Here is a 12829-nt window from a genome sequence, read left to right as displayed (position 1 = left end):
CGGGGACGCTTTCCTCGGAGTCATTCCTTTGCTCCTCGTGGTCTCTTGAGAGGGCTCGTTGCAGGAAAGCTTTGAATTTACTTCCTTGAACTTGCTCCGCTTTGCGCAAAATCAGAAATGATAATCGGTTTTGCTTCCTTTCCACTAAATTTTTAGATTGCACGCTGTTTGAACTAAGACTAAAATAAAGTTTGGTAAAGGAAGTGAACTATAAATGAAAAAATGGTTGTTCTTAACCATTAGCGCCCTTTTGCTTTTTGGATTATCCGGCTGCGGGAAATCTGTGGAAGAGCAAATCAATATGGGTGTAGCTAGTAGTCAAACCGTATTTGAAGAATCGCCAAAAGAAGCAAATAAAAAAATGGGGCAAATTGAGCTTTATTTGCCATCCGGTTATAAAATTCAAGATACCGATGATGTAAATAACTACGTTTTAACAAAAGGAAAAGACAAGTATATTTTATTCGTCAATGTGAATGAAAAAGAAGATAGCAAGCTTCACTATGAATTATTGAAAAAAAATATGTCAAAGGCAATTGTAAAAGAACAACCGTTGGAATTGGATGGCATTTTTGGATTTACAATGGTGCTGGAACATGGGGAAAATCAATTTGAATTGGTCGCAAGCAGCGGTGGTGTCAAAGTTTCTACGATCTCAAACGACCGAAAGATAGATAATAAATTGGAAGAAATGATGCGGATTGCCCGATCTGTCGAAGTAATCCATTAAACGGTTCATTTCTTCGACGAATGGACATCACTTCTGATACAATGAAAACAAAGGAATATAACGGTTCACGGTGGTGAGCCGTTTATTTGTGTGTATAAGGAAGTGATGAAAGTGAAACCAGAACAGCTTGTGGAAGAATTAAAAAAACGATTAGGTACGGATAAATTTGATTTCTCCTATAACCGCAAAGATGATACATTGCGTTTAGACCATAAAACTCTTCAAAAAGGCATGGAAATCCAACTTCCAGGAGTTCTAGCAAAATACAATGAAAGAAAAGAGCAGGCAATAGAAGAGGTTGTATATACAATTGAACAAACCTTCAACGCAATGGAGAAAGAACAAACAGAAGCAATTTACAGCTTGGAAAAAATCTTTCCGGTAATTCGTTCTACCTCTTTCCCATTGAAATCCAAAGATGGCCATGCTTTTATAACGACAGATCATACGGCAGAAACCCGCATTTTTTATGCACTGGATTTAGGCGCTACTTATCGGTTGATTGATGAATCCATGCTTCCAAAACTGAATGCCACAGCCGAACAAATACGGGAAGTTGCCCGATTTTCCGTTAAACAGTTGTCAACAAACGTGAAAAAAGATGAAGTGGCAGGAAATATTTATTATTTTGTCAATGAAAACGATGGCTATGATGCAAGCCGCATATTGAATGATGGATTTTTAAAAGAAATGAAAGAAAAAATTAAAGGAGATATGGCGATTTCCGTTCCCCATCAAGATGTTCTTATTATCGGAGACATTCGAAATGAAACCGGCTATGATGTGTTGGCTAAAATGACGATGCACTTCTTTTCCATTGGGCGTGTGCCGATTACATCTTTATCCTTTATCTATGAAAATGGGGAACTAACGCCGATCTTTATATTAGCAAAAAATCGATGAAAGGGAGACGAATTCATGATAGTAGCATACAATAAAGAACATGTTGGAGATGTACTACTCGTTCAATTAACGACTGAAGATGTGATGGCCGTTGAAGTGGAACGAGTGAGAGATGTTGCTTTAATTAAAGAAAAAACGACTGGTGAAGTAAAAGGATTTAATTTATTTCATGCAAGCAAATATGTAGCAATAGATGTGAGCGGCAACGTAGAAGTAACTGAAGAGCTTGTTGAAAAAATCCAAGGGGCATTAAAAGAAAATGGCGTCGAATTATCCCTTGATGTGGATTTTTCGCCGAAATTTGTTGTCGGTTACGTCGAAGAAAAGGAAAAACATCCGAATGCAGACAAATTAAGCGTATGTAAAGTAAATGTGGGCGATGAAGTGCTGCAAATCGTCTGCGGTGCGCCAAATGTCGATGCGGGCCAAAAAGTAGTTGTTGCGAAAATTGGAGCAGTGATGCCATCTGGAATGGTGATTAAACCTTCTCAACTTAGAGGCGTGGATTCTTACGGCATGATTTGTTCAGCAAGAGAGTTGGCTATTCCAAATGCCCCTCAAGAAAAAGGAATTTTAGTATTAGATGATGATGCTGAAGTTGGATCTCCTTTCCAAATTCCTTCCGAATTATAATTAAAAATGGTTAGGACATAGACGTCCTAGCCTTTTTTAATGTATTGTTAGTGGTTTGTAAAGATTTTGCAATACCATTTATGTTATTCTTTTAGAACATATGAAATCCAATGCATGATTTTGCACAAGAATACATATATGAAAGACGTAAATCTATAATCATTGTAGTTTCAGCATAGGACATTGTCATATAATAATAGAGAGGTAAATGTTAGAAAGAGTGATGACCAATGAAATGGCTCAAGAAAACATTGAACAAATGGTTTTTTCTAGATGATGTGGAAGAAGATTATGAAGATGTTGTATTAGAAGAAACAATGCCGGAAAAAGAACCGATTCCGGAACAGATTTATATAAAGGAGCAACAGCCAAAATTTCGATTTCCGCTTATTCCCGATGAAGAATTGCAACCGACAAATAAAGAACAAACAAATCTATCACCAGGGACAAATCATCATTTAAACTTACTGCCGGATTCCCAACAATTAAAAAATTCGCTAGTTTATGATGTGGAAGTTTCCCGAATTCATGAACTATTAGAAATGCGCATACAGAACAAGAAAAAAACAACAAAAGTAGTCCATACTAAATCGATTCCAAAGCACAGTAAACGATTAGTGGAAAAAGAAATAACGGGTGAACCGATACGAATACAGAAAGAAAAGCCAATTGAAAAAGAAAAAGTGCAGCTGCCGACAAACCGAAGAAGATTTATTCCGTCCGATGTACCTTCACCGGTCTATGGTTTTCAAAAAAGACAACCAATTAATGGAGTGTTTCAGACAAAAGAAAAGACAACTGAACAGAAAGTTGAGAATGAAAATGAGTCTTTATCAACTCAGACAGAAGAAATTTCAGCAACCATTGAAAAAGGTCCAAGTACACGTGTAGTAGAAGAACTGGATAAACAAATTGAGAAAGTGAAGGAAGAAGTGGAACAAATCCTTCACCATACGAAAGAAAGCCTGTCTATTACGATAGAAGAACAACAAAGTGCAGCTAGATCATCTTCTCCTGTAGAAGAAGCTGCTAAAGAAAATTTAGAAAGGGTTCCGATTTTGGCGGAACCGCTTGATGAAGCGTCAGATCCAAACACAAAAGAAGCAGTTTCTGAAATTGCAAATTTTGATTCAACCAAAAAGGCTGATCTTCAGGAAAGTATTGAAACCCACAACAACGCCAGTGAGTCAACTAATGTGGATGATTTGTTGCAAATAGCGCAGGAAGAAGCGCATAGCCTTGAAGCAAAGGACATTCAGGAAGAGCAAAGAACCCTTCTTCAAAATGAACCCGTAGAAGAAAAGGAATTTTTTGTTAGCACAGCAGAAAATCCGTTGAAAGAAGAAAGTATAGATGCTCAAGCCAACGAGCAGATGACGGAATTAGAAAATGAAAAAGAGAACGGCGAGTCTTTTGAAGAAAGCATTTTAGAGGAACAATTGGGCAGCTTTTCAACAGAAAATATTGAAGCGAATGAACAGACTGCTGGATTATCCGATGAGGGAGCTTCATCCAACGAAGCGCAGCCAATCAAAGAAAAGAAGAAAAAGCCAATTCCATTTAACGTGATTATGTTAAAGTCGGATAAAGAAAAGCTGGCAAAACGATTGCAGTCCCAAATGGCTGAAAAAGAAAAAAACGAACAACAAAGCCAGCCGATAAATGAGGAACATCAACAAAAACCTATGGAAAATTCATCTTTGACCAATGAAAAAAAGGAGAATGAAGCAGCCGACGATGTAACGCTTTTCCAATCGGAGAAAAAGACTAAATCTTCATACACGAAACCGCCATTAAGCATTTTAATGCCGCCGGAAACATCAACGGAAGATCGGGAATGGATGGAGAGCCAGGCGGAAAAACTGGTAGAAACTTTATCCTATTTTCAAGTTAGTGCAAATGTAGAGTCTATCATGCAAGGCCCTGCTGTCACACAGTTTGAAATTACTGTGGGCCATGGAACGAAAGTAAGTAAAATTCGCAACCTGGCTGATGACTTGAAGCTGGCTTTGGCTGCAAAAGATATTCGCATTCAGGCGCCGATTCCGGGGAAAAACACGATTGGGATTGAGATTCCTAATCGCATTTCCCGGCCAGTTCGATTATCGGAAGTAGTCAATAGCGAACCGTTTTTAAATTCTGATTCGCCATTAGAGGCAGCCTTAGGATTAGATTTAACAGGGACGCCGATTACAATTGATTTGCGCAAAATGCCCCATGGATTGATTGCAGGGGCTACCGGATCCGGAAAATCGGTGTGCATTAACTCCATTTTAGTGAGTCTTCTGTTAAAGGCTGAGCCTAGTGAATTGCGATTGATGCTCATTGACCCAAAAGTGGTGGAACTGGCGCCGTATAATCATATTCCGCACCTTGTCAGCCCGGTGATTACCGATGTAAAAGCGGCTACTGCTGCTTTGAAGTGGGCGGTGGATGAAATGGAGCGGAGATATCAATTGTTTGCGAATGCCGGTGTCAGAGATTTGCCGCGGTATAATAAACTGGCAGAACAAAATGGAAATGAACGTTTAAAACTGCCTTATATATTAATCGTTATTGATGAATTGGCTGATTTAATGATGATGGCTCCACATGACGTGGAAGAATCCATTTGCCGGATTGCCCAAAAGGCGAGGGCTTGCGGCATTCATTTAATCTTAGCTACACAGCGCCCATCCGTTGACGTCATTACCGGTTTAATTAAATCAAATATTCCGACGCGCATTGCCTTTTCTGTATCTTCTCAGATTGATTCCCGTACCATCTTGGATAGCCAAGGGGCAGAACGATTGCTTGGCAGAGGCGATATGCTTTATTTAGGAAACGGAATGAGCGACCCCATCCGCTTGCAAGGCACTTATGTAACGGATGAAGAGATTGAGGAAATCATTGAACACGTCAAAAAGCAGGGAGAGCCTGATTATTTCTTTGAGCAAGAGGAACTCTTAAAAAAAGTGGAAATGGTGGAAGAGCAGGATGAATTGTTTGAAGATGTTTGCCGCTTTGTGTACGAGCAAGGCGCTGCATCCACTTCTTTAATTCAAAGAAAGTACCATATCGGCTACAATCGGGCTGCACGATTAATCGAAATGCTCGAGAGCTATGGTTTTGTATCAGAGCAAAAAGGCAGCAAACCGAGGGAAGTATACATCACCGAATCGGACTTGGCGGAACTATTCGATTGATTGTTATTACTGAAATTTAGAGGGGCTAGCCCCCTCATTTTTTTCGAACGAATAAAAAAAACCGTGCTATAATGGTATAGGTTTTTGATTTACTAAAAATGTATAAACTAGACATAAAGTTAATATTTATTCATTAGGGTTTAACCCTGGGAGGTTTTTGAATATGACAATTTATCATTTTACAGGCATTAAAGGTTCGGGAATGAGTTCCCTTGCTCAAATATTATTTGACTCCGGTGAAACAGTGCAAGGTTCAGATGTGGAGACATATTACTTTACCGAACAGCCTTTAAGAGAAAGAAATATTAAAATTTTAAAATTTGATCCTGACAATATCCAGCCAGGAATGACGGTCATCGCAGGGAATGCGTTTCCTGATACTCATCCGGAAATTGTTCGAGCAAAGGAACTAGGCGTTGAAGTCATTCGTTATCATAAATTTTTAGGGGAATATATAAAGAAATTTACTTCGATTGCCATTACGGGCGCTCACGGAAAAACAACGACAACCGGCATAATGAGCCATACAATTGGAGGTTATAAGCCGACTTCTTACTTAATTGGCGACGGTACCGGATTAGGAAAAAAAGGTGCAGCGTATTTCGTTTTGGAGGCTTGTGAATATCGAAGACACTTCCTTGCCTATCATCCAGATTATGCAATCATGACGAATATCGATTTTGATCACCCAGATTATTTTGCAGATATTGAAGATGTATTTTCAGCATTCCAAGACTTGGCGATGCAAGTGAAAAAGGCCGTCATCGCATGCGGCGACGATGAAAATCTGCAAAAAATCAAAGCCACTGTACCAGTGATTTATTACGGATTTGGCGAACGCAACGATTTTATTGCAAAAAATATTGAAAAAACAACAGAAGGATCCAGTTTTGAAGTATATATCCGCAATGAATATTTCGATCGGTTTTTCATACCGCTTTTTGGAGATCATGCGATTTTGAATTCGTTAGCTGTGATTGCCTTATGCCACTATGAAGGTGTTCCTGTAGAGATGATGAAAGAACGGTTGAAAACGTTTCATGGTGTAAAAAGACGTTTTACAGAAACGAAAATTGGCAATAATGTTCTTGTTGATGATTATGCCCATCATCCAACCGAAATTATTGCAACGATTCAATCTGCAAGACAAAAATATCCTGACCGTGAAATCGTGGCAATCTTCCAGCCTCACACATTCAGCAGAACAGAAGCTTTTTTAGAGCAGTTTGCAGACAGTTTGAAATTGGCTGATGCGGTTTATTTATGTGAAATTTTCAGTTCCGCCCGCGAAAAAAATGGCAAGCTGACAATTGAAGATTTAAGAGCATTGATTGATGGAAGCGAAATCCTTCATACAGATACGGTGGAAAAATTGAAGAAACATCATGATGCTGTTTTTCTATTTATGGGGGCAGGAGATGTGAATAAATTCCAAAAAGCATTTGAAACCGTGTTGAAAATGGGTGCATAACCTGTTTGAAATGTGTCAAAATATTTCAATATGGATAAAAAAGGAGCGAACAACGGCTCCTTTTTTTAACACAAGAAGGAATTTTAAAAATTTTGTCGAATACTATTACACAACCTAACATACTAGGAGGTCTTCTACATGGAAGTGATATTATATATTTCAGCGCTCGTTGCAGCAATCGCTTTTCTAGTGCTTTGCATTAGCATCGGTGCCACATTATTTTCTTTAAAAGGCATCTTAAAAAGCATTGCAGGAACAGCTGCAGGAATAGAAAAGCAAATGGAAGGAATCACTCGTGAAACAACTCATCTATTGGAAAAAACTAATACTTTAGCTGCTGATATTGCAGAAAAATCCGAGAAACTCAACACTGTAGTGGATGCGGTTAAAAATATAGGTGTTTCCATCAACAATTTAAACAATTCCATTAATAAAATTACAGATTCCATTTCGAAAGAAGTTGATAAAAACGAAGAAAAAATTGCCCAAGTTGTTCAATGGAGCAATGTGGTGATGGACATCGCAGAACGCTGGAAACAACGAAAAGCGCAGCAAGATGTCATTGAAGCGGTGGATGAGCGCAAGAAAAAGTAATGAGGGGGAAGCAAAATGACGGGAGAAAAAACAAATTTCAATGAAGTGAAAGAAACATTGACACAAGAAGCTGTTGTTCACGAAATGAGCGGGGAGGAAACAATTAATATGAAAGATTTTGTGATTGGTGCACTGGTCGGAGGAATCGTCGGCGCTGCAGTCGGTTTGTTGCTTGCTCCAAAGACGGGAAAAGATTTAAGAAGCGATGTTGTATATCAAGCTAGCCAAATCCGACAAAAAGGGCTTGTTCTAACATCTACGGCAAAAGAAAAAACAGTTCAGCTTTCAAGCCAAATTAAAGAGCAGTCATCCAATTTAGTAGAAAAAGTGAAAAGCAAGAAAGAAAAATCTCCTCAAGTTATCGACGATGGTACCGTTTCTTATGAGGATGCTTATGAAGGGGAAGATATTTCGGAAGTAGCTCGTCCATCCTCAATCTGATAGATTAAAAAGAGCAAAGGGGGGCGTCTGAAAAGTCATTTTAAGACGCACCCCCTTTACGGCGTTCCTATTCTTTCGCCGCAGATAAATTGCGACGAGGAGGCTCGAGCCGGGCCCGCGGAAAGCGTCCCCGGAACGGAAATCAATTTTTATTAACATATCAAAAAAACATCATTTTCTCCTTGGAGAAAATGATGTTTTTTTTGGATTTGTCCAAACCCCATTGCTCTTTTTATGATAGCGTCTATGAACGGAATATCGGATTGTCAATCAATTGAATTTCCAAAATATCTCCGCCAAAAATTGGAGTGTCAAAGGAGATCGGCTGGCCGTTTCGCAAGATGGCAAATTGTCCTTTGAAGTCTTGAGGAATTTTCCAGTTGGAGAATTTAAAGACATCTTGAAAAATCCACGGGCTTGCATCTTTTTCAATCAATTGTAGATTTGCCCCATTATATACGGTAGAGGTAGGCTGCACCACGACTCCATTCATAAGCACTTCATATCTTATCTTTTTCAGCTGCAGCGGCTGGTTTTGGAACGTTACCGAAATGGAATCCTCTAATGGAATGTTTAAGTGGTCTAATACTGCCTGAACGGTTGGCATTGTCGTTGATGTTTGGATGGTTAACACATCACCATCTTCAATTGGATAAGTTAACTTTGCCGGTTTCTCATTTAACATCAGCTTTGATGTGTAATCATGCAAAAATACAGGCTGTCCATCCACTTTCACAATGAATGTTTGCGTTTCAATAATATCTTGCCGCTGTATATGCTCTAAAAAGTCTTTAATCGTTTCAATTGGTTCAAATGTGATTTCATCCCGGTCTTTTAGTGGCGCATCAAGGGAAGCGGTTTCACCGTTTAATTTTACAATCGGTTCTACATAGTAGATTTGATCGTTTAACTGAACTTTTTTTGCAGCTTGGTCGATGAGATCCCGAATAGTTGCTTGAGCATCTCCACCATTTTCCCCAGGGATAATCGTAATTTCATCCCCATGTTGAATCGGCGTTTTAGATGTCGCCTCTTGTCCATTGACTAAAATGGTCGCAGGCTTTCCATGCTCTCCAGGAACGAAAATATCTTGCCCATTAATGGTGATGGAAAATCCTTGTCCGGGTTTTCCATATAAATGTTTTGCGCTGATATTTGCGGCTAAAAAGGCATCGCTGACGGTCATTTCTTTTGCTTCAAATAGCCGCACAACTTGGTTGTTTACTGTAACAGAAATATAATGGATCGGATATTTTTTGGCGGCAATGGCAATGCCAATCGGCGTTACAAGATCCGGTCTTGCTTCAATGGATTCTTCTTTCGTTAAATTTGGAATGGCGCTAATGTCCCGGACAGCTACCCGATTTTTCGGAAGTTGAAGAATTTCGCAAAGCTCTTCAGGCAATCTAGGGGTTAAACTTCCTCCGCCGATGAGCATGACCGCTTTAGGAGGCACTTGATTATTTAACCGTAAAATTTCATTTCCAATCGCTGCTGCCAATTGCTTGATGGCAGGTTCGATCGTTTGAATTACTTCTTCTGTCGGGATTTCTTGTTCAAATCCTAAAATATCTTGTATGGCAACGGTTTGCTCTGTATTTAATTTTCGTTTAATGGCTTCGGCAACCGGGAAGTCCAACAAGTATTGGTCGCATAAACTTTCTGTAATTTCATCCCCGGCGGTTGGCACCATTCCATAAGCGATGACGGTATTGTTATTTGTCATTGCAATATCGGATGTGCCAGCACCTATATCGACTAATGCAACGTTCAATCGACGCATAGTCGGAGGAATTAGGACATTGATGGCAGCAATTGGCTCCAGTGTGAGTGCTTCCATTTCCAAATCTGCTCTTTTTAATGCGGCCAGCAATGATTCAATGACAGTGCGCGGCAGGAAGGTAGCAATAACTTCAACGGATGCTTCTTGGCCCCGTTGATCTAAAAGGCTTCCAATTTCTTGTCCATCTAATAGATAGTGGAGGACGGAATAGCCCACACAGTAATAATGGCTTGAATCATGGGATTGTTTTTCAACGAGCTGTGCTTGCGCTTGATGCACTGCTTGTAATTCCAATCGGTTGATATCTTCTTGAGTAAAAATTGGACGGTTGGAAATGTCAATTGATACGCGGGCTTGTTCGGTTTTAAGTGCGCGGCCGGCAGCAGCTACACTGACTTTTGTTAAAGGGCCATGTTTTTTTTCTAATTCAACTTTTATTTCTTTAATTAACTCAGCTACAAATAATACGTTATGTATCTGGCCGTCGAGCATAGCCCGCTCTTTATGTTCTCTTATGAGCATATCCGCAACATGATAATGGTCGTTTTCTTCTTCTAAAATGATTCCTACGACCGACCGAGTTCCGATGTCTAAGGCAAAAATTTTGGAACTCAATAGTAACACTTCCTTTCTATCATCTTTTTATATACTTTCACGAGTTGAAGCGCTAAATTAAAAAGACGTGACATTCTGAATTTTCTTGATTATAATATGGATATTATCTTAAAATGTAACATACATTTCAGTCTTCTGAAAGTGTTGTATTTAAGTAGGGAGGAGTCGTATTCATGAGTGAGCAAAAAAGATTAGAAGCGCTTCGTCAACAAATTGATGAACTAAACTTAGAGATTCTTCGATTGATTAACGAACGTGCCGAAATTGTAAACGAAATTGGAAAAATTAAAGAAAAACAAGGTGTTAACCGATACGATCCATTGCGCGAACGTCATATGTTAGATTTGTTGAGAAAGCACAATAAAGGTCCGTTAAATCAAATGACGGTTGATTATATCTTTAAAACTATTTTTAAAACCGCTTTGAAACAATTGGAAGCAGATACAAAGAAGGAATTGCTTGTATCCCGTAAGAAAAAACCTGAAGATACAATCATCGAAATCAATGGCGAAAAAATTGGTGCCGGCGAGCCAACATTCGTATTTGGTCCATGTTCTGTAGAATCTTACGAACAAACAGCGGCAGTTGCTGCTTCCATCAAAGCAAAAGGGTTAAAATTCATCCGCGGCGGTGCTTACAAACCACGTACATCACCTTACGATTTCCAAGGTCTTGGCCTGGAAGGATTAAAAATCTTAAAACGCATTTCAGAAGAATATGGTTTAGCGGTTGTAACTGAAATTGTAACACCTGGTCATATTGAAGAAGCGTTAGATTATGTAGATGTCATCCAAATCGGTGCACGAAATATGCAAAACTTCGAATTGTTAAAAGCAGTTGGTGAAACGAATAAACCGGTATTGTTAAAACGCGGCTTGGCAGCAACAATCGATGAATTCATTCATGCAGCTGAATACATTATGTCAAAAGGCAATGATAAAATCATGCTTTGCGAACGCGGAATCCGCACTTACGAAAAAGCAACACGCAACACACTAGACATTTCAGCGGTTCCAATTTTAAAACAAGAAACACATTTGCCTGTATTTGTTGACGTAACTCATTCAACTGGACGCCGAGACTTATTATTGCCTTGCGCTAAAGCAGCTATTGCCATCGGGGCAGATGGTGTGATGGCGGAAGTGCATCCAGATCCATCGGTTGCATTATCCGATTCCCAACAGCAAATGGATTTAAAACAATTCGATGAATTCTTTGAAGAACTTCAAAAATTTATGAAGCAATATGAGTATAAAGCATAATGGAGAAACTATCCAATCTTCTTGATTGGGTAGTTTTTCTTTTGAAAAGATAGTGAGAAAATCCTAATCATGTTCGATAAATATTATATTTTTTTGAACTTTTCCTATGTATTGAAAAATTAAAGCAAAATATCGTATTATGAAGAAAATAATAATTAAAAAGGGAGGGAGATCTTTGACAGTTACAATTTATGATGTTGCCCGAGAGGCCAATGTTTCTATGGCTACAGTTTCCCGGGTGGTGAACGGAAGTCAAAATGTAAAACCTTCTACCCGCAAAAAAGTGCTTGAGGTCATTGAGCGCCTCGAATATCGTCCAAATGCGGTGGCAAGAGGGCTGGCGAGCAAAAAAACGACAACGGTAGGGGTCATTATTCCTGATATTTCAAATAATATTTATGCAGAAGCAGCTCGAGGCATAGAAGATATTGCAACAATGTATCGATACAACATTATTTTGGCCAATTCTGACCAAAAGGAAGAAAAAGAATTATCCTTGCTCGATACGATGTTAGGAAAACAAGTGGATGGCATCGTAATGATGAGCGACGCTGTTACTCCAAAACTACTCCAAACAATGGAAAGTTCTCCTGTACCAATCGTACTTGCCGGTTCCATCGATGAAACACAAAAATTGCCTTCAGTGAATATTGATTATTTCCAAGCTACTTATGAAGCGGTAAAAATGTTAATTGATAATGGCCATAAACGCATTGCTTTCATCAGCGGACCATTAAGTTATACTATCAATGCCAAATATAAGCTTGAAGCGTATAAAAAAGCTTTGCAAGATGCCGGATTAAAAGTGGATGAAGCATTGATTGTAGCAGAAGATGATTCTTATGATGGCGGCATGGAAGCATGGAAAGAATTAAATGACCTCGAACATCCACCAACTGCTTATTTTGCTGGAAGCGATGAGCTGGCAATTGGTGTCATTCATGCGGCGCAGGATCATGGCATTAAAGTCCCTGAAGAAATCGAAGTGATCAGTTTTGAAAACTCTAAACTAGCCCGCATGGTTCGGCCGCAATTAACAAGTGTTGTGCTGCCGTTATATGAAATCGGTGCAGTAGCTATGAGGCTTCTAACAAAATTCTTAAACAAAGAAGAAGTAAAAGATCAAAATGTAATTTTGCCTTATCGCATAGAAAAACGAGATTCAGTAAAAGCAAAAGATAAATAAAAAAGTGTAGACAAAGTCTTTTGTGA

At 39.1% G+C, this 12829-nt stretch carries 10 protein-coding genes; 9 read left to right on the top strand and 1 reads right to left on the bottom strand.

Annotated elements, in window-relative coordinates; translation table 11 throughout:
• Positions 1-214: 214 nt before the first annotated feature.
• The 7 genes from DKZ56_RS12245 to DKZ56_RS12215 all read left to right on the top strand — a co-directional run bounded on the left by DKZ56_RS12245 (position 215) and on the right by DKZ56_RS12215 (position 7957).
• On the top strand, positions 215-730 hold the full coding sequence (locus DKZ56_RS12245) for an LptM family lipoprotein (protein ID WP_208650252.1): 516 nt from the start codon (positions 215-217) through the stop codon (positions 728-730).
• A 111-nt stretch (positions 731-841) separates the two neighbouring features.
• A complete protein-coding gene (locus tag DKZ56_RS12240; protein ID WP_425471027.1) occupies positions 842-1633 on the top strand; it encodes a DUF1444 domain-containing protein in 792 nt (263 codons plus the stop codon).
• Between the two features lie 15 nt (positions 1634-1648).
• Positions 1649-2266: a YtpR family tRNA-binding protein gene (gene ytpR, locus DKZ56_RS12235; protein WP_208650250.1), complete on the top strand. Its 618-nt coding sequence runs from the start codon at positions 1649-1651 to the stop codon at positions 2264-2266.
• 230 nt (positions 2267-2496) lie between these two features.
• Complete coding sequence (locus tag DKZ56_RS12230) at positions 2497-5451, top strand: DNA translocase FtsK (protein ID WP_208650249.1); 2955 nt, start codon at positions 2497-2499, stop codon at positions 5449-5451.
• Positions 5452-5614: 163 nt separating this feature from the next.
• Positions 5615-6922 carry a UDP-N-acetylmuramate--L-alanine ligase gene (gene murC / locus DKZ56_RS12225; protein WP_208650248.1) on the top strand — a complete coding sequence of 436 codons (1308 nt, stop codon included), beginning with the start codon at positions 5615-5617 and terminating at the stop codon, positions 6920-6922.
• A gap of 138 nt (positions 6923-7060) precedes the next feature.
• On the top strand, positions 7061-7516 hold the full coding sequence (locus DKZ56_RS12220; protein WP_208650247.1) for a DUF948 domain-containing protein: 456 nt from the start codon (positions 7061-7063) through the stop codon (positions 7514-7516).
• A 15-nt stretch (positions 7517-7531) separates the two neighbouring features.
• Positions 7532-7957 (top strand): YtxH domain-containing protein, encoded by a 426-nt coding sequence (locus DKZ56_RS12215; RefSeq protein WP_208650246.1) that lies wholly within the window; start codon positions 7532-7534, stop codon positions 7955-7957.
• 244 nt (positions 7958-8201) lie between these two features.
• On the opposite strand, the gene pilM is transcribed toward DKZ56_RS12215, so the two are convergent.
• Positions 8202-10355 (bottom strand): pilus assembly protein PilM, encoded by a 2154-nt coding sequence (pilM, locus tag DKZ56_RS12210; protein WP_208650245.1) that lies wholly within the window; start codon positions 10353-10355, stop codon positions 8202-8204.
• Positions 10356-10528: 173 nt separating this feature from the next.
• On the opposite strand from pilM, the gene DKZ56_RS12205 reads away from it, so the two are divergent.
• Together DKZ56_RS12205 and ccpA are read left to right on the top strand one after the other, a co-directional pair.
• On the top strand, positions 10529-11617 hold the full coding sequence (locus tag DKZ56_RS12205; RefSeq protein ID WP_208650244.1) for a bifunctional 3-deoxy-7-phosphoheptulonate synthase/chorismate mutase: 1089 nt from the start codon (positions 10529-10531) through the stop codon (positions 11615-11617).
• Positions 11618-11792: 175 nt separating this feature from the next.
• Complete coding sequence (gene ccpA, locus DKZ56_RS12200) at positions 11793-12803, top strand: catabolite control protein A (protein ID WP_208650243.1); 1011 nt, start codon at positions 11793-11795, stop codon at positions 12801-12803.
• Positions 12804-12829 lie beyond the last annotated feature (26 nt).

This window comes from Ureibacillus thermophilus (assembly GCF_004331915.1).
Classification (GTDB): domain Bacteria; phylum Bacillota; class Bacilli; order Bacillales_A; family Planococcaceae; genus Ureibacillus; species Ureibacillus thermophilus.
This window is presented reverse-complemented; position numbering and strand designations above follow the sequence as displayed.

Excerpts from the sequence above, each read along its gene's own strand:
- DKZ56_RS12205 (WP_208650244.1), top strand. The coding sequence starts at position 10,529 with ATGAGTGAGCAAAAAAGATTAGAAGCGCTTCGTCAACAAATTGATGAA.
- DKZ56_RS12245 (WP_208650252.1), top strand. The coding sequence starts at position 215 with ATGAAAAAATGGTTGTTCTTAACCATTAGCGCCCTTTTGCTTTTTGGA.
- ytpR (WP_208650250.1), top strand. The coding sequence starts at position 1,649 with ATGATAGTAGCATACAATAAAGAACATGTTGGAGATGTACTACTCGTT.
- DKZ56_RS12220 (WP_208650247.1), top strand. The coding sequence starts at position 7,061 with ATGGAAGTGATATTATATATTTCAGCGCTCGTTGCAGCAATCGCTTTT.
- DKZ56_RS12230 (WP_208650249.1), top strand. The coding sequence starts at position 2,497 with ATGAAATGGCTCAAGAAAACATTGAACAAATGGTTTTTTCTAGATGAT.
- DKZ56_RS12215 (WP_208650246.1), top strand. The coding sequence starts at position 7,532 with ATGACGGGAGAAAAAACAAATTTCAATGAAGTGAAAGAAACATTGACA.
- murC (WP_208650248.1), top strand. The coding sequence starts at position 5,615 with ATGACAATTTATCATTTTACAGGCATTAAAGGTTCGGGAATGAGTTCC.